General features: G+C 73.5%; 23 protein-coding genes. 11 read left to right on the forward strand and 12 right to left on the reverse strand.

Annotated features, from left to right (window positions below; all coding sequences use genetic code 11):
• The first annotated feature begins 36 nt into the window (after nucleotides 1-36).
• The 4 genes from AC6EXY_RS17765 (at nucleotide 37) to AC6EXY_RS17780 (ending at nucleotide 5,107) form a co-directional block, all read left to right on the forward strand.
• The gene (locus AC6EXY_RS17765; RefSeq protein WP_207770145.1) at nucleotides 37-1,746 is read left to right on the forward strand and encodes a hypothetical protein; all 1,710 of its coding nucleotides are present in this window, start codon (nucleotides 37-39) and stop codon (nucleotides 1,744-1,746) included.
• Between the two features lie 62 nt (nucleotides 1,747-1,808).
• Nucleotides 1,809-2,366, forward strand: coding sequence for a hypothetical protein (locus tag AC6EXY_RS17770; protein WP_101830150.1), 558 nt, complete (start codon nucleotides 1,809-1,811; stop codon nucleotides 2,364-2,366).
• Nucleotides 2,367-2,555: 189 nt separating this feature from the next.
• Nucleotides 2,556-3,821 (forward strand): acyltransferase family protein, encoded by a 1,266-nt coding sequence (locus AC6EXY_RS17775; RefSeq protein ID WP_243407155.1) that lies wholly within the window; start codon nucleotides 2,556-2,558, stop codon nucleotides 3,819-3,821.
• A gap of 275 nt (nucleotides 3,822-4,096) precedes the next feature.
• Nucleotides 4,097-5,107 (forward strand): glycoside hydrolase family 26 protein, encoded by a 1,011-nt coding sequence (locus AC6EXY_RS17780; protein ID WP_243407156.1) that lies wholly within the window; start codon nucleotides 4,097-4,099, stop codon nucleotides 5,105-5,107.
• Nucleotides 5,108-5,196: 89 nt separating this feature from the next.
• Here AC6EXY_RS17780 and AC6EXY_RS17785 read toward each other — a convergent pair whose 3' ends face one another.
• Nucleotides 5,197-6,171, reverse strand: a complete 975-nt coding sequence (locus AC6EXY_RS17785) for a helix-turn-helix transcriptional regulator (protein ID WP_499817923.1) — start codon at nucleotides 6,169-6,171, stop codon at nucleotides 5,197-5,199.
• Between the two features lie 96 nt (nucleotides 6,172-6,267).
• Here AC6EXY_RS17785 and AC6EXY_RS17790 point away from each other — a divergent pair, with 96 nt between their 5' ends.
• The 3 genes from AC6EXY_RS17790 to AC6EXY_RS17800 all read left to right on the forward strand — a co-directional run bounded on the left by AC6EXY_RS17790 (nucleotide 6,268) and on the right by AC6EXY_RS17800 (nucleotide 10,998).
• Nucleotides 6,268-7,455: an RNA-guided endonuclease InsQ/TnpB family protein gene (locus tag AC6EXY_RS17790; protein ID WP_499817924.1), complete on the forward strand. Its 1,188-nt coding sequence runs from the start codon at nucleotides 6,268-6,270 to the stop codon at nucleotides 7,453-7,455.
• A gap of 44 nt (nucleotides 7,456-7,499) precedes the next feature.
• Nucleotides 7,500-8,612 carry an MFS transporter gene (locus AC6EXY_RS17795; RefSeq protein ID WP_101836144.1) on the forward strand — a complete coding sequence of 371 codons (1,113 nt, stop codon included), beginning with the start codon at nucleotides 7,500-7,502 and terminating at the stop codon, nucleotides 8,610-8,612.
• Between the two features lie 97 nt (nucleotides 8,613-8,709).
• Nucleotides 8,710-10,998: a protein kinase domain-containing protein gene (locus AC6EXY_RS17800; RefSeq protein WP_499817925.1), complete on the forward strand. Its 2,289-nt coding sequence runs from the start codon at nucleotides 8,710-8,712 to the stop codon at nucleotides 10,996-10,998.
• Nucleotides 10,999-11,064: 66 nt separating this feature from the next.
• Here AC6EXY_RS17800 and AC6EXY_RS17805 read toward each other — a convergent pair whose 3' ends face one another.
• From AC6EXY_RS17805 to AC6EXY_RS17830, 6 genes are all read right to left on the reverse strand, one after another.
• Nucleotides 11,065-11,607 carry a GNAT family N-acetyltransferase gene (locus AC6EXY_RS17805; RefSeq protein ID WP_101836179.1) on the reverse strand — a complete coding sequence of 181 codons (543 nt, stop codon included), beginning with the start codon at nucleotides 11,605-11,607 and terminating at the stop codon, nucleotides 11,065-11,067.
• Between the two features lie 76 nt (nucleotides 11,608-11,683).
• Nucleotides 11,684-12,667 (reverse strand): ABC transporter ATP-binding protein, encoded by a 984-nt coding sequence (locus AC6EXY_RS17810; protein WP_101836148.1) that lies wholly within the window; start codon nucleotides 12,665-12,667, stop codon nucleotides 11,684-11,686.
• The gene (locus AC6EXY_RS17815; protein WP_499817926.1) at nucleotides 12,664-13,569 is read right to left on the reverse strand and encodes an ABC transporter permease; all 906 of its coding nucleotides are present in this window, start codon (nucleotides 13,567-13,569) and stop codon (nucleotides 12,664-12,666) included. The genes AC6EXY_RS17810 and AC6EXY_RS17815 overlap by 4 nt, the downstream gene beginning before the upstream one ends.
• Nucleotides 13,562-14,365, reverse strand: coding sequence for an ABC transporter permease (locus AC6EXY_RS17820; RefSeq protein WP_101836151.1), 804 nt, complete (start codon nucleotides 14,363-14,365; stop codon nucleotides 13,562-13,564). The genes AC6EXY_RS17815 and AC6EXY_RS17820 overlap by 8 nt, the downstream gene beginning before the upstream one ends.
• A gap of 146 nt (nucleotides 14,366-14,511) precedes the next feature.
• The gene (locus tag AC6EXY_RS17825; RefSeq protein ID WP_101836152.1) at nucleotides 14,512-14,934 is read right to left on the reverse strand and encodes a ricin-type beta-trefoil lectin domain protein; all 423 of its coding nucleotides are present in this window, start codon (nucleotides 14,932-14,934) and stop codon (nucleotides 14,512-14,514) included.
• A 228-nt stretch (nucleotides 14,935-15,162) separates the two neighbouring features.
• Complete coding sequence (locus tag AC6EXY_RS17830; RefSeq protein WP_499817927.1) at nucleotides 15,163-15,639, reverse strand: hypothetical protein; 477 nt, start codon at nucleotides 15,637-15,639, stop codon at nucleotides 15,163-15,165.
• Nucleotides 15,640-15,761: 122 nt separating this feature from the next.
• Here AC6EXY_RS17830 and AC6EXY_RS17835 point away from each other — a divergent pair, with 122 nt between their 5' ends.
• Nucleotides 15,762-16,172, forward strand: a complete 411-nt coding sequence (locus tag AC6EXY_RS17835) for a hypothetical protein (RefSeq protein ID WP_133150904.1) — start codon at nucleotides 15,762-15,764, stop codon at nucleotides 16,170-16,172.
• A 149-nt stretch (nucleotides 16,173-16,321) separates the two neighbouring features.
• Here the strand turns inward: AC6EXY_RS17835 and AC6EXY_RS17840 are convergent, their stop codons facing one another.
• Nucleotides 16,322-17,005 (reverse strand): hypothetical protein, encoded by a 684-nt coding sequence (locus AC6EXY_RS17840; protein WP_499817928.1) that lies wholly within the window; start codon nucleotides 17,003-17,005, stop codon nucleotides 16,322-16,324.
• A gap of 101 nt (nucleotides 17,006-17,106) precedes the next feature.
• On the opposite strand from AC6EXY_RS17840, the gene AC6EXY_RS17845 reads away from it, so the two are divergent.
• Entirely contained in the window at nucleotides 17,107-17,586 is a 480-nt protein-coding gene (locus AC6EXY_RS17845) for a toll/interleukin-1 receptor domain-containing protein (protein ID WP_101836159.1), read from the forward strand.
• 160 nt (nucleotides 17,587-17,746) lie between these two features.
• Here AC6EXY_RS17845 and AC6EXY_RS17850 read toward each other — a convergent pair whose 3' ends face one another.
• The 3 genes from AC6EXY_RS17850 to AC6EXY_RS17860 form a co-directional block, all read right to left on the reverse strand.
• Nucleotides 17,747-18,832, reverse strand: a complete 1,086-nt coding sequence (locus AC6EXY_RS17850) for a rhomboid-like protein (RefSeq protein WP_499817929.1) — start codon at nucleotides 18,830-18,832, stop codon at nucleotides 17,747-17,749.
• A gap of 110 nt (nucleotides 18,833-18,942) precedes the next feature.
• The gene (locus AC6EXY_RS17855; RefSeq protein ID WP_101836163.1) at nucleotides 18,943-20,055 is read right to left on the reverse strand and encodes an alpha/beta hydrolase; all 1,113 of its coding nucleotides are present in this window, start codon (nucleotides 20,053-20,055) and stop codon (nucleotides 18,943-18,945) included.
• A 57-nt stretch (nucleotides 20,056-20,112) separates the two neighbouring features.
• On the reverse strand, nucleotides 20,113-21,987 hold the full coding sequence (locus tag AC6EXY_RS17860; protein WP_423748175.1) for a phosphatidylglycerol lysyltransferase domain-containing protein: 1,875 nt from the start codon (nucleotides 21,985-21,987) through the stop codon (nucleotides 20,113-20,115).
• A gap of 900 nt (nucleotides 21,988-22,887) precedes the next feature.
• Here AC6EXY_RS17860 and AC6EXY_RS17865 point away from each other — a divergent pair.
• Both AC6EXY_RS17865 and AC6EXY_RS17870 read left to right on the forward strand, forming a co-directional pair.
• Nucleotides 22,888-23,823, forward strand: coding sequence for a ParA family protein (locus AC6EXY_RS17865; protein WP_101836167.1), 936 nt, complete (start codon nucleotides 22,888-22,890; stop codon nucleotides 23,821-23,823).
• Nucleotides 23,820-24,437 (forward strand): hypothetical protein, encoded by a 618-nt coding sequence (locus AC6EXY_RS17870; RefSeq protein WP_243408137.1) that lies wholly within the window; start codon nucleotides 23,820-23,822, stop codon nucleotides 24,435-24,437. Before AC6EXY_RS17865 ends, AC6EXY_RS17870 begins: the two co-directional genes overlap by 4 nt.
• Before the next feature lie 100 nt (nucleotides 24,438-24,537).
• On the opposite strand, the gene AC6EXY_RS17875 is transcribed toward AC6EXY_RS17870, so the two are convergent.
• Nucleotides 24,538-26,037: an MFS transporter gene (locus AC6EXY_RS17875; RefSeq protein WP_101836168.1), complete on the reverse strand. Its 1,500-nt coding sequence runs from the start codon at nucleotides 26,035-26,037 to the stop codon at nucleotides 24,538-24,540.
• Nucleotides 26,038-26,239 lie beyond the last annotated feature (202 nt).

A 26,239-nucleotide genomic window follows, 5' to 3' on the forward strand; every position in this document is an offset into this window, starting at 1 on the left:
CGCGGCCCTGGCGCCAACCCCGAAAGGGTCCTTCTCGTGTCTCGAACATCGCCCGACTCCCGCGGTGGGCACCGCGGGTCCCGCTCGCGCGCCAGCGCCCTTAATGGCGGCGCAGCCCCTGGCGGGGGTCGACGTCGCCGGTCCGCCCGGCTGCCGATCGTCGGCATCGGCGCGGCCAGCGCCATCGGTGGGCTGATCGGACTGCTGCTGTCGGTGACCGGCGGCGGCGCGACCAACGCCGCGGCGCCCGTCCGTCTCGCCGCCGCGCAGGCCCAGATCGCCGCGACCGCGCCGACCCCGGCCGACCCCGGCAACGGCGACCCGGCCGCGGGCCCCGCGGAGGCAGCGCCCGGTGACTGCACGCTGGTCGTACCGCCGAACCCGCTGACCGCCAAGGGACTCGCGACGCCCTACCAGCTCACCGCCGCGGCCGGCGGGACCTGCCACCAGGCGAACCCGGATCAGGCCGCCTTCGTCCAGGCCACCATCATCGACCCGGCCACCGGCAAGGCCTCCGTCTACAACCCGCTGGTCATCGACGCCGGCACCCAGCCGGCGGCGCCGACCGTCACCCCGGCCCTGCCGCGGGGCGCCGTCGTCGGCGTGTGGTTCGGCTTCAACGGCAACAACCTCAAGCTGCAGAAGAACGGCGGCAAGGTGACGGTGCGCCACAGCAACCGCCGCATCGGGCTGCGCGGGTCGGGCAACAGCCTGGCCCAGGGCAGGTGCGTCAACGGCACGCCCAACTCGGTGTTCGGTCAGTTCGCCTACTGCAACGCGCCGGCGTTCTTCGCCGCCGCGAACAAGGCCGTGAAGGCCGGCCAGCTGGCCATCCCGCCCCTGGCCACCGCCGGCGACGGCAAGCCCTGCCCGACCACGCGCGACTTCGGCGTCGTCGACCAGGACCAGAGCGACAACGTCACCGCGACCTACCTGCTCACCGCGGACGGCCGCACCGCGCAGGCCACCGACGCCAACGCCGCCGCGCTGCAGGGAGCGCAGGTCCTCACCAACGCCAGCGACAACGGCCTGCTGGTGAACTTCATCGACAAGGCGATCGGCTGCGACGCGTTCACGGCGCCCGACCTCGCCAACAACGGGACGCCCACGACCTCCCTCGCGCTCGACGAGCTGCAGGCCGGCCTGCAGGCCTCGCCGGTGGCGCTGGTTCCGCCGAACAACCCGATGACGATGGTCGGCAACACGATGAGCCGGGTGAAGACCAACCTCTACCGCGTCGGTTCCAACATGCCGCCGCTGCGGGGCAGTCTCACCGCGGCCGCCAAGGCGTACTGCACCAACATGATCACGGTCGGCCAGGCGCGGCTTCAGCTCGACCAGGCCCAGTTCACCGCCTTCGCCAGCCCCGACCCCGCGGCGGCGACCAACCTGTTCACGTTCCTCGGCATGCGCCTGGCGGACTCCTACGTCAACCTGAACTGCCAGGCCCTGACCGGCAAGCCCAACCCGATCACCGTGCAGACCAACGGTGACATCGTCGTGGGCATCGCCCTCGGCGGCGCGGCTCCGGCCTCCGCCGCGGCCACCGCTCCGGCCGCGGGTGCAGCGGTGGCTCCGGCCGCGGGCGGTGCCACCGCTCCTGCCGCCGGGACCACTCCTGCCGCCGGGACCACTCCCACCGCCGGGACCACTCCCGCGGCTGGTGCCGCCCCGGCCGCCGGCGACGCCGCGGGCATGACGGCGGGCACCGACCCGGCCGCCGCCGCGACCTCCCCAGCCGCGTAGCCCGCAGCCGGCCCGGGTCGGCGAGCCTGACCGATCTTCGACGGCGACGGTTCTCGGGTTGCGTGACCCGAGATCCGCCGCCGGCGCGGGCCCGCGAGGTCCCGGGCACCTGTGCCGGCCCGGGGCAACGCGGGCCCGCCGGCGCGCCGGCCCTGACCTGCCCCGCCCGCGGGCCGGCCATCCATGCCTCGTCCGCCGCGACGGCCGTCCCGGCGCACGCGCGTCACCGCACCCACCGTCTCGACACAGCCGACAGGAGAGACGTCGACATGGCGAGCCTGATCCCGACGGCGGAGCTGCCACCCGGTTTCTCCTACCCGGCCGAGTACCTGCGCGTCGTCGCCTTCGGCCTGACGAACCTCGAACCGTGGATCCTCATGGACGGCGACGCGCTGCGCACGGCGCACCACGGCCTGCGGGACCACTTCCCCGGCGCGCGCCTCGTCCCCTTCGCGACCCGCCGGGACAACGACGAGGTGGCGTGCTGGGACGCCGACGCGGGCGACGTCGTCATCGTCCGCCGCGACGCCGCGGCCCCGTGCGTCGCCGACGGGCGCTTCGAGGACTTCCACTGCTGGCTGCGCGACGCCGTCGAGCACCTCACCCGGTTCGACGGCTGACCGGCGCCGAACCTCCGGTCCCCTGACCCCCGACCCAGATCAGACATTCACGTAAGGGTATGGTCGATCCCGCACCGATCGGGGCATGCGCCGTGGGCCCCGGGCAGAAGGGATGTGTGAGCAGCGCGGTCGTCCCCGATGCCGGAACTGCCCGACCTCCGCGCATCCGCCAGACCGGAGAGGACCGCGGTGACCGGGACAGCGGCGACCGGCACGACCACGGCTGGCGCGTCACAGGCCGCCACCACAGGCATCGGCATGACGGAAGCGGTGCCGGCTGGGCGAGCTGGGCCGGTAGCGGGGACGGCCGATGGCACGCGACGTCCGTCCGGCCGGCATCGCCTGAACGCCCGGCGCGGCGCGTCCCCGCGGGCGGCGCGGAATCTGCCGGCCCTGACGGGTCTGCGCGGCGTCGCCACCGCCCTCGTCTTCCTGCGCCACATCCACACCGACGTCGGGGACACGCTGCCGGTGGCCGCGCTCGGCAACATCGGCTATGCCGGGGTGACGTTCTTCTTCCTGCTCTCGGGATTCGTCCTCACCTGGGCCGCGGGGCCGGACACTCGGCTGCGGTTCTACTGGCGGCGCCTGGCCAGGATCTATCCGCTGTACCTCGTCGCCATCGGACTGTGGCTCGCGGTCGCCTGGCCACTGGGGATGATCGGTCGGTTCGGCTCGCAGCCCGTCGCCATCCTGCCGAGCCTGCTGCTGGTCCAGGCCTGGATCCCGACGCAGACGATCTACTTCGGCTGGGGCGGGGCGGTGCTGTGGTCGCTGTCCTGCGAGGCGTTCTTCTACCTCGTCTTCCCGCTCCTGCATCCCCGGCTCGCGGCCCGCGACAACGCCGGCCGCATCCGCGTCGCGCTGTTCGCCGTCCTGCCCACGGCGGCGGTGGCCTGCGTCGCGGGGGCGATCGACCCACGGGTCGATCTCGCCGCCTACGCCAGTCCGGCCGTGCGGCTCGGGGAGTTCGTGCTGGGCATCGTGCTGGGCCTGCTGGCCCGCGACGGCGTGCGCGGCCGCCCCGGTCAGCGCCGGGCGCTCGGCGTGTTCGCCGTCGGCTGGCTCGCCGTTCCGATCGCACTCGGCTACGACTACGGCGATCGTCAGGGACTGATCGACACCCTCGCCCTGCCGTCGTTCGCCGCGATCATCTTCCTGGTCGGCACCCGCGAGGCGGACGGCCGCCGGCTTCCCGCCGCGAGCGCCCGCCCACTCGTCGCCTTCGGCGTGCTGTCCTACGCGTTCTACCTGGTGCATCCCGTCGCGCTGACCCTGGGCGGCCGGCTCGGCTGGTTCGACGCGACCACCGCGCCCGTCGCCGCCCTCGGGGTGCTCGCCGGCTTCCTGCTCGCCCTCGCCCTCGCCGCGGTCCTGCACCACACCGTCGAACGGCCGGCCCACCGCTACCTGCTGCGCCGCCTGCCCGCCGCCCGCGCCGCCGGGACGGCCTGACTCCCCCGAGCCGACCGCGACAGCGACGACGCGTGACCGGTGCCGCACCGACCGCCAGCAGCGGCGCACCTCACGACGGGGCCGCCAGTTCCGACATTTACGTAACGTTATGGTTGGGCTGTGGGGGGCGGAACCGGTGGCAGGTCCCGCCTGGGGAGCGCCGAGAGGGATCCGAGGACCAGATGAGACGGTGCGGCTGGGCACCGCCGCGACGCGGGCGGCGGAGCGGGAGTGTCGGCACGAGGGGCCGGCGGGGCGCCGCGGCGCGCGGTCCCGTGGGCGTGCTGGCGGCGGCGCTGGCGGTGCTGCTGGCCCTCGCGGCCTGTTCCTCCGGCGGATCGAAGGGCCCGGCGTCGCCGACGGCCTCGCCGCCCGCCGGAGCCGCGCCGGCCAGCCGGGCGCCCGCCCAGTCCGGCCTGGGCTGGGCGTCGGGCGCGAACGGCAACTTCCCCGCGGACGTCAACGCGTGGGCGACGTTCACGGGCCGGCCCGTCGACGTGGCGGTGGTGTTCACCAACCGGGCGGACTGGCCGAGCATCACGACGGCGTCCTGGCCGGTAGGCGCGTTCACCCGCGCCGCGTTCCCCGGTCAGCTCTCGGTCGCCCAGCCGCTCTACCCGCAGGACGGCAACGAGCAGGCCTGCGCCCGCGGCGAGTACGACGGTCACTGGGCCGACTTCGGGCGGACCCTGACGAAGAACGGTCGGGGGGACGCCTACGTCCGGCTCGGCTGGGAGTTCAACGGCGCCTGGTTCTGGTGGTACGTCCGCGACCCGCGGGCCTGGAAGAGCTGTTTCCAGCACGCGGTGACCGCGATCCGCTCGACCGCGCCGCACGCGAGGATCGAATGGACGATGACCGCCCATCAGGACACGCTGCCGCACAGCGACACCGACGTGTGGGCCGCCTACCCGGGCGACGCCTACGTCGACGTGGTGAGCGTGGACAGCTACGACTTCTATCCGCCGTCCACCTCACAGGAAACCTGGGATCGCCAGTGTCACCAGCGTTCCGGGCTGTGCACGATCGCCGACTTCGCCCGCGCGCACGGCAAGGCGCTCGCGGTGCCCGAATGGGGCGTGGCGCATTCGAACAGTGGCGGCGGTGACAACCCGTTCCTGGTGGAGAAGATGCACGATTTCTTCACCGCGAACAAGGACATCCTCGCCTACGAGGCGTACTACAACAACGCGGAGGCGGGCAACGTCCGCTCGTCGCTGCACAACCCCGATCTGAACCCGAACAGCACCCGCCGTTACCTGGACCTGTTCGGCCGCGGCGGCTGAGATCCCGGGCCCGCCCGAACTCTGGGGGGCGGGCGGGCCCGCGCGGCCACGCCACCCGGCGTCGCCCGCGTCACCCGGCGTCGCCCGCGTCAGTGGCGGTGGCGCGGGGCGGCCGCCTCCGGGTGCTCGCGCAGCCACCCGAGGCGCGCGCGGCTGCGCTCGTCGACGGGCACGTAGACGAGCATGCGCACGCCGGGCCGGGTCGCGAGATCGAGACTCGTCGTGCGAGTGGCGATCTCCCCGGACCCCGGATAGCTGAACACCTTGTCGCAGGGCCGGGTCGGCGCCACGTCGTGGGTCGCCCACTGCCGGGCGAAGAACGGGCTGGCGGCGCACAGCCGCAGGATGAAGTCCTGCCAGCCCGGCTCGCCCAGGTGCTGGCTGTACCGGTACCGGAGGATCGCGACGTGCTCGGCCGCCTGTTCCTCGATGTTGCGCAGCGGGTTGCAGCAGCGCGGCGTGGTGAACGCGACCCACAGGCTGTTGCGCCGCTCGGCGGGCGCGCCGACGACGGCGGGCAGCAGCGCCGCGTAGCCCTGGTTCCAGGCCAGGACATCGGAGCGGGCGTTGACCAGCGCCGCCGGCAGCGGGTCGAGACTGTCGAGGATGGCGCGCACGTCCTGGCCGGCCATGCCGTCGGCGTCCGCGTCGTCGGCCTCGCCCGTCCGCGCGCCGGCGGGGGCGCCGACGTCGGCCAGGCGGTACGGGTGCTGGTGCTCCGCGGCGTCGAGGCGCAGCGTGCGGGCGATCGCGTCGAGGACCTGGACGCTGGCGTTGATCGGCCGGCCCTGTTCCAGCCAGGTGTACCAGGTGATCCCGACGCCGGCGAGCTGGGCGACTTCCTCGCGGCGCAGGCCCGGCGTGCGCCGGCGCGGCCCCGGCGGCAGGCCGACGTCCTGCGGGGTGATGCGCTCGCGCCGGCTGCGCAGGAACGACGCGAGCTCGGAGCGCCGCCGCGTCCCGGACCGCCCGCCGCCCGCGCGCGTCTCCGGCCCGGTGCGTGCGGCCGGCCCAGTGTGCGGCGCCGACGCCGGGGGTATCGCCGGAGCCGGGGGCGTCGTCATCGGATTTGCGCCGTGGATACTCCGACCTTCAGGTCGGAGAGGAAACGGTGTTCAGCGTTGGAACGCATGATCGAATCCTTTCCGTAGAATAGGAGTGTGTCCCGCTACCGGCTTTCGCCGACGTCTGAACAGGCCGCTGGGCTTGACGAGCACTGCGGGCATGCGCGTTTCGTGTGGAATCTTGCTGTGGAACAGCAGTCGTGGTGGTCGGGCTATCGGGGGAAGGCGCCGGACCATCGGGAACGGTGCCGGCAGTTGACCGAGGCCCGTGCCGCGTTCGGCTGGCTGCGTGCCGGGTCGCAGACCGTGCAGCAGCAGGCCCTGCGTGACTTCGACCAGGCGATGCGGAACTTTTTCCACGGTTCGCATCGCAGGCCGACGTTCCGCAAGCGTGGCCGGTCGGAAGGCTTCCAGATCGTCGGTAGGAACGCCCGGGTCGAGAAGCTGAACCGGCGCTGGTCCCGATGCTGGGTACCGAAAGTCGGCTGGGTCAGGTTCCGTGTGTCCCGGATCGTTCCCGGTTTCAAATCCTACCGGATCAGTCGGGATCGGGCTGGCCGCTGGCATGTCGCGTTCACCGCGGTGCCTGATCCGGTACCGGCACCCGGCACCGGCAGGGTCGTGGGCGTCGACCGGGGTGTGACGGTGTCGGCCGCGCTCAGCACCGGTGACCTGCTGTCCTGCCCTGGGCTGCGACCGGCGCGGGCCGCGCGGCTTCGCCGTCTCCAACGCCGGTTCGCCCGCGCCCAGCGGGGCAGTAACCGGCGGGCACGGATCAAAGCCCAAATCGCCCGGGTGCAGGCTCGGGAGGCTGACCGGCGCAAGGACTGGGTCGAGAAGACCAGCACGGATCTCGCCCGCCGGTTCGACGTGGTGCGCGTCGAGGATCTCAACGTCCGGGGCATGACCCGCTCGGCGCGGGGCACCGTCGCCGAACCGGGCCGCAACGTGCGGCAGAAAGCCGGGCTGAACCGGGCGATCCTCGCGGGCGGCTGGGGTCTGCTTGTCCAACGTCTGGAACAGAAAGCCCCCGGCCGAGTCGAAAAGGTCCCGGCCGCCTATACGAGTCAGCGTTGCTCGGCCTGCGGGCATACGGCGCCTGGGAACCGCGAGAGCCAAGCGGTCTTCCGGTGCGCCACCTGCGGACACACCGCCAACGCTGATGTGAACGCGGCGGTGAACATCGCGGCCGGACGGGCCGTGACCGCGCGGGGAGGCACGGCGTTGGCCGTGCCCGTGAACCGTGAACCCCAACACTGCGCACCTCCCCTGGTAGGTGTGTAGGAGTTGGAATCCCCCGTGTTCACGCGGCGGAGGACGTCAAGAGCATGATCCAGCAGAACTTCCAGGGTCCGGCGCGGGCCCGGGCGCTGGGGTTCTACGGCGCGGTGGTCGCCGGCGGGGTGGCCGTCGGCCAGGCCGCGGGCGGGCTGCTCGTCAGCGCCGGTCTGTTCGGGTCGGGCTGGCGGTCCGTGTTCCTGGTGAACGTGCCGATCGGCGTGCTGCTGCTCGCCGTCGCGCCGCGCACCCTCCCCGCCGACCGGCCGCGGGGCGCCGCCCCGCTCGACCTGCCCGGCCTGCTCGTCCTCAGCGCGGCGGTGTCCCTGTTCGTCCTGCCGCTCGTCCTCGGGCACGATCTCGGCTGGCCGGCGTGGACGTTCGCGGCGCTGATCTGCTCCGCACTGCTGGGAGCGGTGTTCGTCGCCGTCGAACGGCGGGTCGCGGCCGGCGGTGGGCACCCGTTGCTCTCGGTGAGCGCACTGCGCGCCCCCGGTCTGCGGCCCGCCGCCGCCGTGTTGATGCTCGCCATGTGCACCTGGGGTGGGTTCCTGTTCACGACGACCCTGCATCTGCAGGGCGGGCTGGGTCTGAGCCCGCTGCGCTCCGGACTCGCGTTCGTGCCCTGTGTCGCCGCCTTCGCCCTGGTCGGCCTCACCTGGCAGCGCCTGCCCGCCGGTTGGGCTGTCCGGGTGGTCCCCGCGGGGCCCGCGGTCACCGGCGTCGCCTACCTGTTCCTCGGTCCGACGGCCGGCGGCGGCGTCGCCTACGCGCTGGTGACGGCGCTGGTCGGCCTCGGGCTCGGGGTGATGTCCATCATCATGACGGTCGGCCTCGCGCACGTGCCGATCGCGGACGCGGCCGACGCCAGTGGGCTGCTGCTGACCGTGATGCAGCTCGGTCTCGTCGTCGGCGTGTCGACCGTCGGCACCGTCTTCTTCGGCCTCGCCGGCGACGGCGGCGCGACCCGTCACGCCGAGCACGGCACCGGTTGGGTCCTGGCCGCGCTCGCCCTGTGCGCGGCGGCCACCGCCCTGCTCCTCATCCGCGCGTCACGGCCCGCGTCCGCGCCCGGTTCGGCGGTGACGACGGCAGGCCGCGCCACGAAGAGCGGTGACGGCGAGCCGGTCCTGGCCCGCGGCTCGGGCGGTGCGGACCGGTGAGTCGACACGGCCGCGTCCAGGCCCGTGACGGGTCCGGCGATACTGGGACCAGACGGGACGAGACCAGTGCGGCACGACGGCATGGACGGGAGCGGCGATGGCGGACGTCCCTCCCGTCGTCGAGCCGCTGGAGGACGGCGACCCCGCGCAGGTCGGGCCGTACCGGATCGCCGGGCGCCTCGGGGTCGGCGGAATGGGCACCGTCTACTACGCCCTGGCGGCTGACGGGCGGGCCGTCGCCGTGAAGGTGATCCGCCGCGAGTTCGCCCGCGAGCCGGAGTTCCGCACCCGCTTCCTGCGGGAGGCGCACGCCGCCCAGCGGGTCGCCCGGTTCTGCACCGCCGAGGTGCTCGACGTCGCCACCGACCGCCCCGAGCCGTACCTGGTCACCGAGTTCATCGACGGTCCGACGCTCGCCGACCATGTCCGGCGCACCGGACCGCTGCCGCCCGCCGAACTGGACCGGCTCGGCGTCGCGGTCGCCAGCGCCCTGACGGCGGTGCACGGCGCGAACCTGGTGCACCGCGATCTCAAGCCCGGCAACATCCTGCTGTCGTCCTCCGGGGCCCGGGTCATCGACTTTGGGATCGCCCGGGCGTTGGAGGCGACGACCACGCTGACCCAGCGCGGCGTGCTGGGAACCCCCGCGTACATGGCCCCCGAGCAGGCCCTCGGCGAGGCGCTCACCCCCGCGGCCGACGTCTACGCCTGGGGCGGAGTGATGCTGTTCGCCGCGACCGGCCGGTCCCCGCACGGCGAGGCCGTCACCCCGGTGCTGCTCTACCGGATCGTGCACGAACGGCCCGACACCTCCGACCTGCCGCCGTCGCTGCGCGCCATCGTCGAGTGGACGATGCAGCGCGACCCCACCCTGCGCCCCACCGCGACCACCCTGCTCCTGCGGCTCACCGGCGCCACACCCCCGCCGCCGGCGCTCACGCCCTCGATCGCCCCGCCCGCACCGCTCCCGGGCCGGACTGTCATCGCCCCGCAGTCCTCACCGGCGACGCTACCGCCCTCGACGCCGTCTGGGACACCGCCACCCGCGGCTCCACCGCGCTGGATGGCGCCGCCGCCATCCAGCGCGCCGCCGTCCTCGGACCCGCCGGCAACTCCCGCCCCTGCGACGTGGGCAGGAGCTCCGACGCCGACGCCGCCCTCGGTCACCGCGCACCACCCGAACGCCGTGCAGCCATCCGCGGCGGGACAGGCGCGGCGCCGCGTGCCCGCGCCGGTCACGGTGGTCGTGGCGGCGGTCGGGGCGCTGGTGGCTCTCGTCGTGGTGGTGGTCGTGGTCCTCGATCCGGGTGGTGGGGGCGGCGGCTCGGCCGCCGCGGGCGGGCCGTCGGGTGGCGGGGGGACGACGGCGGTGGTCACCGCGACGACCGGCGCCGGCGCGTCGATCACCCTCGCTGACTACACCGGACGCGCCTCCACGACGGCGGCGGCGCTGCTGCGCCGGGCGGGCCTGGTCGTGGACACCGTCACCGTGGCGAGCGGGCCGTCGCAGCGCGGCCGCGTGCTCAGCACGACCCCGGCCGCGGGCGCCAGCGTCGCGCGCGGCAGCCGCGTGCAGCTACGCGTCGGCGACGGCGCCCACGCTGAGGCGCGCGGCTGGCACGTCTTCAAGCGGTACGACGACACGAGCTCCATCAACGAGAGCCCGATCGTGGTCGTCAGCCCCGCCGGTGCCGAGCGTCAGGTCGGCACCGGCGACAAGCCGGCGCTGGCGCCGGACGCCAGCCGTGTCGTGTTCACCGGTACCGACGGCGAGATCGTCAGCGTCCGCCCCGACGGCACCGACGCCCACCCGGTGACCGACGAGCCCGACGGCTCCTCGGACAGCGCGGTCTTCTCCCCCGACGGTCGCACCCTCGCCTACGCCCGCAACATCGGCGGCGTGTACCTGGTCGACGCGGGCGGCGGCAACCGCCGGCGCATCAGCGCGGTGCGCGGCGCGTACGAGCTGTCCTGGGCGCCCGACGGCAACCGGCTCGTCTACCGCAATGGCAACGACCAGTCGCTGCACCTGCTGTCCCTCGACGGCGCCGACCGCGTGCTGACCGGCCCGCCGGTGCCTGGGGCCGCCGCGGTGGAGCCCGCCTTCTCCCCCGACGGCCGCGAGATCGTCTTCAGCAGCTCGGCGGGCGGTGTCCACGTGATCAGCGTGGACGGCGGGGCCGCACGGCAGATCGCCGGCACCGGCACCTGGCACCCCGGCTGGTCCCCGCAGGGCGCGATCGTCTACGTGCAGGACGCGACCGTGCGCCAGTTCTTCGCCGCGAGCGGCCCGCTGCGCGTGGTCAACCCGGACGGCACCGGCGACCGCCTCCTCTCCCAGCACACCGCCAGCGGCCCCGTGCGCTGGGCCACCCCGAAGGACTGACAGCCCCGCTGCGGCTCCGTGTCGCCAGTTCGCGGTTCCTGGACGCCGCGGACAGGCGGCGCCGGCTCACAGTTCGCCGGGTGCAGCGCGCCGGGCCCAGGCGTCGCGGGACACGGCGTAGAGGGCGTGCGGCTCCTCGTGCAGGTAGGCGGTGGCGGTGCGGGTCATGCCGAGGCGGCGTGCCACCCGGAGGGAGCCGTCGTTCGCCGGGACGATGGCCGCGACGACCCGGTCCAGCTCCGGGCGGCGCGCGAACGCCCAGGTGATCGACGCCGCCGCTGCCTCGGTCGCGTACCCGCGCCCCCACCAGGGCCGGCCGATGAACCAGATCGCCTCGACTCCCGGCCAGCCCGGCTCGTCCCACAACCCGGCACGTCCGACGAGCGTCCCGGTGTCGCGCTCCACGACGCACCAGGGGCCGACCCCGGTGAGCTGCCAACATCCCAGGCAGCCGGCAAGCTGGTGCCACACCGCGTCAGGCAGGGTGACGGGCCCGCCGAGATGGCGGGCGAACTCGGGGTCCGACCAGATCCGGGTCAGGGCCTCGACGTCGCCGCTGTCGCCCGGGCGCAGGATGAGCCTGCGGGTCGTCAGCGTCGGAATCTCCACGCCCGGCATTGTGTCGCGGCCTGGCCCGCCCATGCCGTGCCCTGTCGTTTCCTGTCGTTCCTGTCCTGCCTCGGTCTCAGCCGCTGGCCTGGCGGGCGTAGAGGCGGCGGACGACGTCCTCGATGTCGGGTTCGGCGATGGTGAAGTCGCGGACGTCGACCCGTTCGGTGACGGCGGCGAAGACCTTGGCGGCGGTGGTCAGGTCCGGGTCGAAGGCGAGACGCTGGCGCAGGCCGTGGGCCTCGCTGTCGAGGTGACGTGCCGCGGGGATGGCGGTGAGGTCCGGTGATGGCGCGACGAGGTCGACGACGAGGACCCGTTCGGCGCCGGTGGTGCGACCGAGGCCGGGCAGGTCGCCGTCGTAGGCGAGCCGGCCGCGGTCGACGACGAGCACCCGGTCGCACAGCCGCTCGACGTCGCCCATGTCGTGCGTCGTCAGCAGCAGGGTGGTGCCATGGGTGGCCCGCTCGGCGACGAGGAACTCACGCAGCCGCTGCTTGGACAGGACGTCGAGGCCGATCGTCGGCTCGTCGAGGATGATCAGCCGGGGGGCGTGCAGCAGGGCGGCGGCGATCTCGGCGCGCATCCGCTGGCCGAGGGAGAGCTGGCGGACGGGGATGGCGAGGAACTCGGCCATCTCGAGGCGGTCGACGAGTTCGCCGGTGCGGGCCCGTTCGACGTCGCCGGGCAGGTCGTGGATGGCGGCGAGGATCCGGAACGACTCGCGGACCGGCAGGTCCCACCACAGCTGCGAGCGCTGCCCGAACACGACGCCGACCTGCCGGGCGAGGCGGCGCCGGTCCCGGACGGGACGCAGCCCGCAGGTGGTGACGGTGCCGCGGGTGGGGACGAGGATGCCGGTCAGCATCTTGATCGTGGTGGATTTGCCGGCGCCGTTGGCGCCGATGTAGCCGACGGCCTCCCCGGCCTCGATCGTCACGGTCAGGTCGTCGACGGCGGTCAGCCGGCGTCTGCGCACGCCGTCGCGGACGGTGAACGTCCTGGTCAGGCCGGCGGTCTCGATGATCGGGCCGGATGTGCTCGGCTCGGTCGGACTCATCCGCCCCCTCCGCGGTAGTGCCGCACGCCCCAGCGCCAGCACAGCAGGGCCAGCGCCCACGACCACAGGGCGGCCAGCGGCGCGCACCAGCCGAGCCAGCCCGGCAGCCAGGTGGGCGACGGCAGGTCGAGCAGGACCAGCGTCGGCAGGAAGCCGGTGAACGCCATCGGGAAGACGTAGCCGAAGACGACGACGAGGGAATGCGGCCACACCGACGCCGGCTGGGTGGCGGCGTACCGGCCGCCGTAGACGAAGGCGTTGGTCATCTCCCGGCCGTCGACGATGAAGAACTGCAGGCCGGCCGCGGTGACGAACAGCGCCGCGAACGTCGCGACGCCGCTGACCAGGGCGACCGCCAGCAGTCCCACGCTGGCCGCGCTCACGGCGATGTCGTTCACGGCGAGGCCCGCGATGAGGGCGGCCAGGCCCACGCTCGCCCGGGCGAGGCGCCGCAGGGTGATGTCGCTGGTGACCAGCTGGGCGAGCAGCGGCTGCGGGCGCAGGTAGAACACGTCGAGGGTGCCTGCGCGCAGGTAGGTCGGCAGGTTGTCGCAGTGGCCGAACATCAGGTCGGCGAGGGAGAAGGTGAGGTCGGCGAGGCCGAACACGAGCAGGATCTGGTGGAACTGCAGCCCGCCGATCCCCGTCACCGCCCGGAACAGCACCCAGATCTCGGCCAGTTCGGCGAACGCGGTCAGCACCGAGCTGACCAGGTCGAGGGCGAAGTTCACCCGATAGGCCGTCTGGGACCGGGCCCGGGAGGCGAGCACCACCCGGTACGGGCGCAGACCGGCCCGTAGCCGCGTCGCCCGCGACGGCGGCCCGCCCGGAACCTGTGGCCCGGCGGGCACCCGCGGCCGCGGCGCCGTCCATGGCACGCCTGCCTGGTCGGTCTCAACCACCCTGGATCTCCAGGTGACGCCGCCCGGCGCGGGTGAGCGCCTGGCCGGCGGCGACGACACCGGCGAGCCAGGCACATTGGACGGCGACCAGCCCGAGCGCCTCGGTGGTGTTCGCCCGCCCGGCGAGAATGTCCACGGGATACATCATCATCGCCGGGAACGGCGTCGCCGTGGCGATGGCCGCGAGCCACGGGGGGAATATGCGCACCGGCACGAACAGCCCGGCGAGGAATCCCGACAGCACCATGTAGCAGATCTGCACGCCGCGGGTTTCCACCAGCCAGAATCCGCAGATGCCGACCAGATACGCCGTGGCGATCGACAGCACGATCCCGATCAGCAGGCTGAACGCGCCGAGCGGATACGCGGCGGCCGATTCCGGCAGGGCCATTCCGACGGCAAGGCCCATCGCGACGGCCGGGACGCCCCGCGGGAGCAGGGAGAACAACGCCCGGCCGACCTCGGTGGCGATCTCCGCGGCCTGGACGTCCACCGGCCGCAGGAAGTCGACCGCGACCCGCCCGTCCTTGATCCGCTCGGCGATGTCGACACGGCCGTCGAGGTTCATCGAGCCGAGCAGACCCTGGGACAGCCAGATGTAGGTACTCATCATCGCGGTGTCGTATCCCGCGAGTTCCCCGCCCGCGGCCCGCACCGTCGCGAGCAAGACCGCCATCTTGAGCAGCCCGAACGTCGTGTTCGCCACCAGTCCCCCGAGCGCCGCCAGCCGATAGGCCGACTGGCGCCGAAACCCGGCCCGCAGCAGACGCCAGTAGACCCGGATCGTCGCGCGCATAGAAGCCCGGATTCTATCTGGTGCCGGGCGATGCGGACGGCCCTTTGACTGTCACTGGCACCGCACCGGCACCGCCGGCCGCGCGCCTCCGCCCCGCCCGGCGGCACGTACGGAGCCGGGGGCGGGGCGGAGGCACAGGGGCGGTGTCAGCCGGCAGGTTGCAGGGCCCAGCCGCGGTCCTCGGCGAAGACGGGCGACAGCGCGACGAGCGGCGGGAAGATGAGTGCCGGGTGCAGGCCGAGGGTGAGAGCGTTGTCGACGACGCCGATCGTGATCGTGCCGGGCCGCGGGCCCTCGGTGATACGCCACTCCCGCGGCTGCGGCAGCGGCCGGACGCGCTCGAACACGTCGGGGTCTCCGTCGTAGCCCACGAACAGCGGGTCGGACGCCCGACGGATCGTGTAGGTACTGTCGCCGTTGCTGCCGACGCCGGAGTTCCTGATCTCCCATTCCTGGCCGGGGCCCTCACCGGGCAGCAGGAGAATGTTGTTCCGGTCCGGCGAGCTGAGGGTCAGATTGTCCCGTCCGTCGATGCTGATCCGGTACACGCCGTCAGCGATTGCACTCACAGTCAACCCCGCTTCTGGTCACAGCGAATCCGACCGCGGCACGGTCGGATTCGGAGATGAGATGAGGCTCCAAAGGAGCTGCCGCCATCATGCACGCGCCCCGCATCGCGAACCGCGAACGCCACTCCGCAGTCCGCGACGCGTATCGCCACGACCGATTCGGGAGTATTGCCGTGCTCACACCCCTCGGTCTCTCTCCCGGACAGGACAGCCGATGGTCACGCCCGATCACCACTCCTCCCCGTATCCCGCGATGCCGTCATGCCCCGTGACGCCGTCGGACGCGTCCGCGACGTCGCCATCGCGGTCGTCTCCGCCCCATTCCTCCTGGCTTCGAACTAGTCCGCTCGTCGGCGCCATCCGTGGGTCGACGGGCGGCCAGGGCAGCAGCAGGTTCTCGCCACCGAGCACGCGGTCGATGCGAGCGAGGGCATCCGCGCGGGCTGCGTTCGCGCTGGCTGCCCAGACGAGCCGAACGGTCGCCAGCAGGTCGAAACGCTCACGCGGCCCGTCGACCAACAGGCCCGCCAGGTTCTCCACGGACGGGTCTGCGCTGCCCGGGGGCCAGTCAAGCCACTCCCGCACGCGTTCCTCGACAGCGGGCGACAACAGCGAACGCGCACGCGGTTCGACCGCGGCGAGATCCTCGTCGAGCACTCGCAACCAACCCGCCCGCAGATAGGCGCATATGGCGGGATCGTCCATTGCACGAAGGCCCGCCCTGGTCGCCCGCAGCCGGGCGGGGTCCGCCAGAGCCAGGAACACGGCCCGGTTGCCGGCGCTTCCCCGGACGGCCTGGGGCGCCCGGACGACCCGTTTTCCAGCAGATGGCGGCAGTCATCCAGGTCGAGCGCGACGCGGGTGATGGCGACGACCGCCTCCTCGGCGACTGCCCTATCCTCGTGAGCGGCGAAGTTGTGCAGGCGGGTGAGCGCCTGGCGCGGATAGGTGCGCGCGACGACGGTGCCGCACAGCTCGACACAGATCAGCGCCAGCGTGGACTGGAGTCGGTTGTTTTCCGACCATTGCAGGATGCGCTGACGGAAGGGGCCGCCTCCAATGCCGTCACGCCCTACGGCGAGTCCCGCGGCCAGCAGGCGGGTGACTCCCGGGTAGGCACCGCGGGAGGAGGATCGCGCCCAGTGCTCGGCGAGCTCGAGCGCGGCTTCCGGGCGGTTCACCCGCAGCGACTGCTCTGTGAAGGACACGCCGAAATCGCCGCGGTCGCGGATCGATAGCCGCCGATCCGCCCGGCTGATCACCTCCTTCGCCCAGGCCAGGTATGTCTCATGCAACGTGGGATAGCTGTCCCAGGCGTAGCGGCGGCAGTCGGCGGCGCGTTGCGGAGGCTCCAAGGACACCTTGCGCTGGTCGTTCGTAACGACGCTCAGCTCACGCAGGCGCAGGTGGTAGCCGGGAGCGGCCAGCACGCTTCCCTCCGGTTCGGCGAGGCCGCAGACCGTGGCGAGACGCTGTTCGGCGTCGAGCACGGCGTCGCGGTCCGCGCTGGGCAGCATGGCGGCGGCGATGAGCAGTGTGGCCCGCCGGCCGGTCGCGTCCGGCTGGAGCAGGTCGTCGATCTGCGCCCGGCTCGCACCGCGCTGCGCGCCGCGCTGCCAACTCCACCGCAGGCAGGCCTCGGGTGAGTCGTCCGGATGCTCACGGGACCGCCGGCCGCCGTCCCTGCCTGTACGGCTGATCGCCTCGAGGCTGGCGGCGGCGAGTACCACGAGATCGTCCCTGTCCCCTCCTGCCCGGGCGGCGCGTCCGGCAGGCGGAAGCCGTGGTTCAGCAGGCCGCCGGAGGGACGGGGGACATACAGGTACGCCTGGCCGCGGTACCGCTTCTCCTCGATGTCCACCGGGACGAAGTAGTCGGGGTCCAAGGTGCTGTAACCGCCGGCGACGACGTCCTCGAAGACCCGACCGGACAGGATGGCGGCGACGAGCGTCGCGCGCGGATTCGAGTCGTCGAGCAGATGACGCACCGGTGCGGCGTCGAGCAGCCGGTGCAGGACGATACGGGCGTCGCCGCTGCCGTCGCCGAGCCGGCTCTCACCAGAGTCCGTCACCGGGCGGCCTCCACGGTCCGGAACCCGGTCCACGCCTCGACGGAATACTGCGCTGCGTGACGTGTCGATGGCACACTATGCGGTGACGATCGGGGGAAATCATGAGTGGACCCGCGCAGGGCCGGCCGAGATGGGACTTCTTCGTCTCCTACACGCAGGCGGACCGGCAGTGGGCCGAGTGGGTCGCCTGGAGCCTGGAGGATGACGGCCACCGTGTCCTGATCCAGGCGTGGGACTTCGTGCCCGGCTCGAACTGGCTCGCCAGCATGCAGGACGGTGTGCGGGGCGCCGAGCGGACCGTGGCGGTGCTCTCCGACGCCTACCTCACCTCCGTCTACGGCGCGGCCGAGTGGCAGGCCGCCTGGGCCGGCGATCCCGCCGGCGCCACGCGCACGCTTCTCGTCGCACGGGTCGCGGACTGTGACCGTCCCGGTCTGCTCGGCCAGGTCGTCTCGTTCGACCTGTTCGGCATGCCCGAGGCCGACGCCCGCGCCCAACTCCTGCGCGCCGCCCGCCTCGCGGTCTCCGGCGGCCGCGCCAAGCCCACCGCCCCGCCGCCGTTCCCGTCGAGCGGCCCCTGAACTGCGTCTCGAGGTGTGATCTTCATGGGCTCTCGCACGGCGGACTGCGGCAGCGTTCTGGCAACTTCACGGGGACCCGTGTCGCAGAATCAGGGGCAAAACGGACAGGGAGCCGCGTATTCGCGACACGGTGCCGCTCTCCCCCGCGTGCGCTTCCCACCTACGGGAAGATGGACCCTGTCGAGGTAGCGGGTGCCGTCGAGGTAGCGGGTGCCGTCGCCTGCCCGGCAGCCACCTGCCCGGCGACGACCTGCCCGGCGGCGCTGCCGAGCCGCGCGAGGCGGCGGCGCAGGGCCCGATGGCGCAGGAGCGGGAGGGCGCCGGCCACGGCGCCGAGGGCGAACGCGGCGGTGTGGCCCATGCCGTCGAGGTCGGCGTCGGCCAAGCCGTACATCATCGCCGGGGCGATCCCGACCAGGACGACCGCGGCGACGCGGCGCAGCCGGCGGCTGCCGGGCAGAACGACCACCGCGGCGAGCGACGTGGCCACCACATAGCTCGGACCGACGTCGAGGATGTGCAGGGCGGTCGACGGCAACGCGCCGGAGGCGACCCGCAGGCCGAGGACGCCCTCGGAGATGAGGGTGGCGCCGGTGTGCCCGGCGAACAGCACGGCGAAGGCCACCCCGCTGCCGACGGCCGCCTCGAGCCCGCCGACGGCCAGGCCCGCGAGCGCCAGCCAGGGCAGCACCGGCCCCTCCACGACCCAGGGAATGCTGCCGGCGAGGACACCGAGTGGATGGTGCATCATCTGGTGCAGGGTGGTGCTGGTCGCCCACTGCCAGCGATGCGCGAGGTCGGGGGCGACACCGCGCAGGATCCGGGCGGCGATCAGGGCGCTGAGCAGGACGAGGGTCACCGGGAACCGGCGCGGCACCGTCCGCAGCCACATCGCCGCGGCCACCCGCCTGGCCGACCGCGCGGCGCCCGTCGCCCGTCGCAGCGCCACATCCACATGCGCGGGCACCACCAGCGGCGGGATGAGAGCGTAGGGAAGCAGGATCGGCGCCATCGGAACACCCACTCCCCGTCGGCCCGCACCCTGGGCGCGGCCATCCGCGACGGTGCTGGCCGCACGGGCGGCGGCACCACTGCCGGGACTGACGGCGCTGGCGACGGCGCTGACGGGCCTCGCGGCGCTGGCGGCGGCGCGGCTGGCGGCATATGCGGAGAAGACGGCGGCGATGGAGGGCGCGGGGCCGGGCGAGGACGTCCCGCGCTCGCGGTGTCGACCCAGCAGTTTCACGGAGCACCCCCCGTCCGACGAGGACCAGCCGTCACGTAAGGACACCGTGACCCGGTCAACCATTCCCCACAACGCGGACGGTCACTCGGGTGTTCCGCCGGTCTGGACGGTTATGTCTTGGCGGTGGACCGATGCTGGGGGTGCACGGCGCCGAGCCGCACCTGGACGTCGGCACCCGGTTCGAGGGCCCAGGCGAGGCCCTCGCGCAGGGCGGGCCGCCACACCCCGAAGTCGTGGGCGCCCGGCCGCAGCCGCAACATGACGGTGAACCCGGGACGGCGGCCGAGGGTGGCGGCCATGGCGCGGGTGTCGCCCAGCGCCTCGTGGTCACTCAGGCCCGAGTCGAACCAGATCCGCGTCGGCGGCGACGGTGGCAGGTGGTCGGCGTAGAGCGCCGGGGTGTTCGCGGCGACGACCTCGGCGAGGTCGCGGCGGTGACCGAACAGGCCCACCATGCCGCCGTCATGGGTCGGCTTGTCCATGCCGGACATGTCGACGATCGTGCCGACGAGGTCGCGGTGGCGCAGGCCGAGGTTGAGCGCGCAGAAGCCGCCGGCGGACATTCCGGCGAAGATCCGGTCGGCGCGGTCGTCGCGCACCCGCAGCCGGGCGTCGATCGTCGGGATGACGTCGTCGATGAGATAGGTCTCGATGTGCTCGCTGGGTCGGTCGACGCACTCGCTGTCGTCGAGCCAGCCGTGGCTGAGCCGGGGGGCGACGAAGATCGCGGGTCGGCGCCGGTAGGCGAGCCACGCGCCGGTCTGCGCCGCCCGGTCCGCCCGGTACCAGTCGACGGGCACGCCGGGTGAGCCGTGCAGCAGGTAGACGACGGGGAAGCGCGCCGTGGGCTCGGAGAAGTACTGCGGCGGCAGGTAGACCAGCGCCTGCTGGGTACCGAAGCCGCTGCGCCTGCCGGGAACCGGCAGGCTCACGACGGACCCCTGCGGGTGGGTCCGCACGGGGGCGGCGGCCACGGTGTCCCGCGACGAGGCGGTGGGCCACGACTTCACCCCGACGACGTCGTCGAGGCGCGGCAGGTAGCCGTAGTGGGCGTTGACGACGTCAGCGACGGTCGCGAGGGTGAGCAGGAACGCGAGGCTCGCCGTGGCGGCGGTGACGAGCCGGCCCCGGCGCCCGAGCCGCACGCACCCCGCCCACGCGGCGACCGTCAGTGCGCCGAGACCCAGCAGGAACCACTTCCCGATGATGACCAAGGATCCCAACCCCGACCCCCACACGCTGCGCCGTCCGCCTCACATCCGCGGTCACGACAGGTCAGGCTATGCCGGGCCCGATCGTGACGGGTCGGAACCGCCGGTCCGGTCCGCACCCTCCTGTGTGGTGTCTCGCGCGCGTCCGCGCAGCCGGCGGGCGGCGCCGACCAGCGGGGCCGGCCGGGGCAGGCGCCGGCGCCACTGCGGCCAGACCAGGAACGCCTCGGCCTCCAGCATCGCCAGGGCGATCCGGGGCAGTTCGGCCGTCGCCGGATAGCAGACGAAGCGCGGCAGCCAGGTGGGGGCGAACTTGGCGTTGAACCGGTAGAGGCTGTCGATCTGGAACCAGCGGGACATGAACATCAGCAGCCCGCGCCAGCAGCGGATCACCGGCCCGGCACCGAGCCGCTCGCCGCGCTCCAGCGCGGAGCGGAAGAACGCGAAGTTGAGGGACAGCCGCGCCACCCCGAGATCACCGGCCTGGCGCAGGGTGCTGACGATGAGGAACTCGTTGAGCCCGTTGTCGGCGGACCGGTCGCGCATCATCGCGTCCAGGGACAACCCGTCACGCCCCCAGGGCACGAAGTGCAGCAGCGCCCGCAGTCGCGGCGCCGCGCCGTCGGGCGAGATGACCGCCGCCGCCGCGGCGGCCTCGGCGGGACGGTCGGAGCCGTCCCGGGCCGGCGCGCGGGGCGTCTCGTAGGCGAGGACGAGGACGCAGTCGCCGTCTGCGGGATCGCCGAGGCGGCCGAGCGCCATCGAGAACCCGCGTTCGGTCTCGGCGCCCCGCCAGGCCTTGGCCTGCGCCTTGACCTCGGCGATCTCGTCCGGCTCGAGGTCGCGGACCCGACGGGCGACGGCGGTGTAGCCGGCGCGCTCCACCCGGGCGACGGCCTGGCGCACGTTGCGCATCGACCGCCCGTCGAGGGTGAAGGTGGTGGTGTCGACGACGGCCTCGTCGCCGAACTCGAGCGCCGCGAGGCCCGCGCGGGTCCACGCGGTGCCGCCGGCCTCCGAGCAGCCGATCACGGCCGGTGTCCAGGCATGATCGGCGGCCTCCGACAGGAACGCGCGGATCGCCCCGGGCCAGGCCTCCCGGTCGCCGAGCGGGTCGCCGCTGGCCAGCATCGTGCCGTTGACCACCCGGTAGGCCACGCACGCCTTGCCCGACGGCGACCAGATCACCGACTTGTCCGAGCGCAGCACGAAGTAGCCGAGCGAGTCGGCGCCGCCGTGGCGGGCCAGCAGCGCGCGCACCCGCCCCTGGTCCTCCTCCGTCAGCCGCGGCCGCGGATGAGGCGGGCGCAGCGCCAGGTAGCCGGTGGCGCCGATGGTGACGATGCCGAGGGTGAGCAGCACCCGGGTGGCGAGGTCGGCGAACCGGTCGGAGTTGAAGCGCAGCGGCCCGGGAATGCCGATCAGCCCCAGCAGGATCTGCTCCAGCTGGGCCGACCAGGAGTGCGGGCCGGCGAGGCGATGCTCGCGCAGGTGCAGAAGCAGGAACCCGATGCCGATCGAGATCACGGTGAGCAGCAGGCCGACGCCGACGGCCCGCCATCGCGTCGACGGGTCGCCCTTGGCCCGGAACTCCCCGCGGACCAGCACGAGCGCGCCCAGCAGCGCCGCCGACGCCGCCGCCTCGTCGTAGTCGAGCCCCTTGGCCACATGCAGGACGACGCTGAGCCCCAGCAGGACGACGACGGCCCGCCACGCCCGCCGCTTGCGCCGACGCAACCCGGTCGCGAGCAGAACCAGCAGCATGCCGACGACGACCGTGAACGCCGCTGCCTGCCGGGAGGCGGACGCGGGCAGCAGGACCCGCAGGTCGGCCAGCCGGGTGCGCCACTCGGGGGTCAGCGCGGACACGACGTCGAGCAGGCCGACGGCGAACGTCAGCAGCGCGGCGACACGCGGTACCCACGGCCGGCCCCAGGCAGGCAGTTCCGGGCGCCAGCCGCGGCGCCGGCCCCCGGGCCGCCCGCCGGATACCTCCCGCGCCGACGTCGCGCCCCGTGGCGCGGCCTCGCGCGAGGGGGCGCCGGCACCCGCCAGCGCCGCACCCCGACCCGGGCCGGCCCGGCCCGCTGTGACCCGTGCCTCCTCGCCCGGGCCCTCGCCGGCCCGGCTCGTCGCGGGGATGACGCGCGCCGGACGGCCGCCGGAGGCGTCGCCGCCCGCCGGGTCCCCGGCGGCACGCAGCGTGCGGGCCGGCACGGCACGCACCCGCTGGGCGACGTGGGCGCTGCGGCCGGCGGCACGGCGCAGGGCACGCGCCGCCGACGGCCGGCCCTGGCCGCGCCCAGCGCCGGGCAGCGGGCCTGCCGTCCCGCCTCGGCCCGAGGTGGCACCGGCGCCGGCTCCGCTGGAGGTACTCATGGAGGCATCGTCCCCCGAGGTCCGTGACTGTGACTTCACAAGGTCCGGGAGACGATAGCCCGCCGCCGCCGCACACCTACGGCGACCACCCGTTGGTGGTGATCGCGTTGCCAAGGGAGCTCCTCGCCCGCATCGCGACACCCGTGCACCTCACCCCCGCGCCTCGCCCCCGCGGCGACGTCCAACGCGGCGACGTCCACCGCGGACCCGTCGACCCGGATCAGCGTAGCGCTCAGATCACACATCGTGCCCACAACGGTGCGCCGGCCACACCACTGCGGGTCAAGACGTACGCATCGGCTGCACCCGGTACGCATCGGTACGCATCGATGCGGGCAGTGGCGTGATGTGCTGTTCGCGACATCACCGGCATCGCGCCGCCGGCGCACGGCCGGTCGATCGAGCGGCGCGGCAACGGGGGTTCGGGATGACCCGGTCCACAGCGGGGCGCGGGGCGGACGCACCATGCGAGTGATCTCCGTCGTGAACTACAAGGGCGGCGTCGGCAAGACCACGCTGACCGCCAACATCGGCGCGCAGATCGCCGCTTGGGGCAAGCGCGTGCTGCTCATCGACCTCGACCCGCAGGCGAGCCTCACGTTCTCCTTCCTGCGGCCGGAGCGGTGGCGGGCGGAGCTCGCCGAACAGCGGACGATCAAACAGTGGTTCGAGGCGTGGCGGATGGATTCCACCGTGCCGCCGCTGGCGCCGGTGCTCACCTCGCCGTCGGTGGTCAACGACCGCATCGCCGACGGGGGCGGCAGACTGGACCTCGCCGCCTCGCACCTGTCGCTCGGCGACGTCGAGATGAACCTGGCGGCGCGCCTCGGCGGCGCGGAGGTGCACCGCTCCACCCGGCACTACTTCGATGTCTACCTGCGCCTGAACGCGGCGCTGGCGACCCTGCCCGCGCCCGCCTACGACCTGGTCCTGATGGACTGCCCGCCGAACTTCGGCGTCATCACACGCGCGGCGGTCGCGGCCAGCGACCAGCTGCTCATCCCCGCCCGGCCCGACGAGCTGTCCACCCTCGGCATCGAGCATCTCCAGTCACGGCTGCGCCGTTACATCTGGGAGTTCAACAGGATCGTGGATCTCCAGTCGGACCTGCACCCGACGGTGCGCAAGCTGGAGCCGGTGATCCTCGGCGTGGTGTTCACGATGGTGCAGTACTACGGTGGCCAGCCGATCGCGGCGCTACGGCCCTACATCGCGCAGACCCGCCAGCTCGGCCTGCCGGTGTTCGAGGCCATGGTGCGCGAGAGCAACAGCCACTTCGCCGGGGCGGCCCGCGCCCAGATCCCCGTCATCCTCTCCGAGCAGACCCCCCACGCCCTCGGCTGGGAACTGCACCGCCTCGTCGAGGAGTTCCTCAAACGCGTCAGGACGGCCGCCTCGTGACCACCGCTCCACCCGCCAGCACCGCCCCACCCAGCGGCACAGCCCCACACAGTGGCACCGCCCCACCCAGCGGCACAGCCCCGACCGGTGAGGCCGCGCCGTCCGCGGGGGCACAGGCGGCGCGCCTCGGCGCCCTGCTGCTCGGGCAGCTGTCCGAGCTGCTCGCCGGCCTGCGCCCCGACGAGGTCGACGCGCTGCTGGCCGGCCGGGCCCGGCTGGCCCTGACCACCGCACCGGCCGGGACGACGCCGCCCTCACCCCGGACGCCCAGGCCGGCGAAGGCGACCTCCTCGGCCGCGGCGCGGGCCGGGGTGGCGGGCGCGGCGCCGCCGCCGAAGCGGCCCGCCACCGGTGACGCGCTGCCGGCCTCGGTGGACGTCGAGGAGGTGCGCGCGGCGTTGCTCGGCGCGGCGAGCCGCGAGGAGGCCGCGGCCCACCTGGCCGGGCTGCGCCGGGTCACGGCGCCGCAACTGCGGGCGCTGGCCGCCGCTCTCGGGGTCGACGGCGTCGCCGGACGGGATCCGAAGGCGACCGTCATCCGCAAGATCGTCGACGGGACGGTGGGGTTCCGCATCAGCTCGCGGGCCTTGCGCGGCGACGATGTCGACCTGTGAGATCCGCCCGCGGCGATCCGCCGCCGGGCGGGGGCCGCGCCACACCGGCGGGCGGGTCCACCCGGACTCTCCCGGGCGGCCCGCCCACCGGCGGATGGGCTCAGCCGACGTGCGCCGGAGCGGCGTCCGGGGCGGGTGTCGTGTCCCGACCGGCCCGGATGAGCACGACGATCACGACCGCCGCGGCCGCGATGAGCACCGCGCCCCACAGGAAGGCCGTCGTGTACCCCTCGATCTGGGACTGGTCGAGGGCCCTGGCCCCGGTGCCGTGATCGGCGATGTAATTGGTCACGGCCGTGGCGTACACGGTGTTGAGCAGGGCCGTACCGAGCGAGCCGCCGATCTGCTGGGTGGTGTTGACCAGGGCGCTGGCGACGCCGGCATCGTGCGGCGCGACCCCGACGAGCGCGAGGCTCGACAGCGGGACGAACGACAGCCCCATCCCGAAGCTGATCAGCAGCTCGGAGGGAAGCACGTGCGAGGCGTAGCCGGTGTCGATGCCGATCGAGAGCAGCAGCGCCATCCCGACCGCGGCGAGCGCCGTGCCGACGCCGGCGAGCACGCCCGGCCCGAACCGCGGAAGCAACTGGCTGGCGAGCCCCGCCGAGACGATGATGCCGGCGCTGAACGGCAGGAACGCGAACCCGGTCTTCAGCGCGCTGTAGCCCAGGGTCTGCTGGAAGTAGTAGGTGAGGAACAGGAACATCGCGAACAGGCCGGCGCCGATGAGCAGCGAGGCGAGGAAGGATCCGCCCCGGTTGCGCTCCCACGCGACCCGTAGCGGCAGCAGCGGCGCGGTGGAACGCGACTCGATGACGACGAACGCGGCGAGCAGCACCACCGAGCCGATCAGCAGCCCCAGGGTGCGCGGGTCGCTCCAGCCGTCCTCGGCGGCCAGGGTGAAGCCGTACACGAGGGCGATGAGGCCGGCGGTCACGGTCAGCGCGCCGGGCAGGTCATAGCGGGCCTCGCCCTCGGCGCGGCTCTCCCGCACGACCGGCGCCGCGGCGAAGGCGGTCACCAGGGCGATCGGCACGTTGACCAGCAGGCACCAGCGCCAGGAGGCGTACTCGGTGAGAACGCCGCCGACGATGAGACCGATGGCCGCGCCACCGCCCGAGATCGCGCCGAAGACGCCGAAGGCCCGCGCCCGTTCCTTGCTCTCGGTGAACGTGACGGTGATCAACGACAGGGCCGCCGGGGCGAGGACGGCGGCGAACGCGCCCTGCAGGGCACGGGCGGCGAACAGCAGCCCGGCGTTCGGCGCCACGCCGCCGAGGGCGGAGGCGAGCGCGAAGCCGATCAGGCCCCAGATGAATGCGCGCTTGCGGCCGAGATAGTCGGCGATGCGCCCGCCGAGCAGCAGCAGACCGCCGAAAGCGAGGGTATACGCCGTCACCATCCACTGCCGGTTGGCGGTCGAGATGTGCAGCGCGGACTGGGCGTGCGGCATCGCGATGTTCACGATCGACGCGTCGAGCACGACCATGAGCTGCGCGACGGCGATGATGGAGAGCGCCAGCCACCGACGTGGGTCTGGTGCGCCGTCGGCCTCGCCCACCGGATCCCGGGAAGTCCGGTCCTGGACGGTTTCGGTCACGGAAAGCTCCTTGCCAGGCAGAGCGAATACAAGCAGGGCAACCGCACGGCATCGTGCCGCGCGAACAGGGCGGTATCAGTCGGAGCCGTTAGGAAACAGGGTCGGGCGTGCATGACGACAGGACGAAGAACCAGGCCGAAACGTGACACGGCGGGCCGACGGACAGGGCACAGCGATCACTGGATGGAATGGGATCGGATCG

Source organism: Frankia sp. RB5, from assembly GCF_059816245.1.

Excerpts from the sequence above, each read along its gene's own strand:
- AC6EXY_RS17785 (WP_499817923.1), bottom strand. The coding sequence starts at position 6,171 with ATGACGACGCCCCCGGCTCCGGCGATACCCCCGGCGTCGGCGCCGCAC.
- AC6EXY_RS17795 (WP_101836144.1), top strand. The coding sequence starts at position 7,500 with ATGATCCAGCAGAACTTCCAGGGTCCGGCGCGGGCCCGGGCGCTGGGG.
- AC6EXY_RS17865 (WP_101836167.1), top strand. The coding sequence starts at position 22,888 with ATGCGAGTGATCTCCGTCGTGAACTACAAGGGCGGCGTCGGCAAGACC.
- AC6EXY_RS17845 (WP_101836159.1), top strand. The coding sequence starts at position 17,107 with ATGAGTGGACCCGCGCAGGGCCGGCCGAGATGGGACTTCTTCGTCTCC.
- AC6EXY_RS17835 (WP_133150904.1), top strand. The coding sequence starts at position 15,762 with ATGGCGGCAGTCATCCAGGTCGAGCGCGACGCGGGTGATGGCGACGAC.
- AC6EXY_RS17820 (WP_101836151.1), bottom strand. The coding sequence starts at position 14,365 with ATGCGCGCGACGATCCGGGTCTACTGGCGTCTGCTGCGGGCCGGGTTT.
- AC6EXY_RS17830 (WP_499817927.1), bottom strand. The coding sequence starts at position 15,639 with ATGGACGATCCCGCCATATGCGCCTATCTGCGGGCGGGTTGGTTGCGA.
- AC6EXY_RS17800 (WP_499817925.1), top strand. The coding sequence starts at position 8,710 with ATGGCGGACGTCCCTCCCGTCGTCGAGCCGCTGGAGGACGGCGACCCC.
- AC6EXY_RS17810 (WP_101836148.1), bottom strand. The coding sequence starts at position 12,667 with ATGAGTCCGACCGAGCCGAGCACATCCGGCCCGATCATCGAGACCGCC.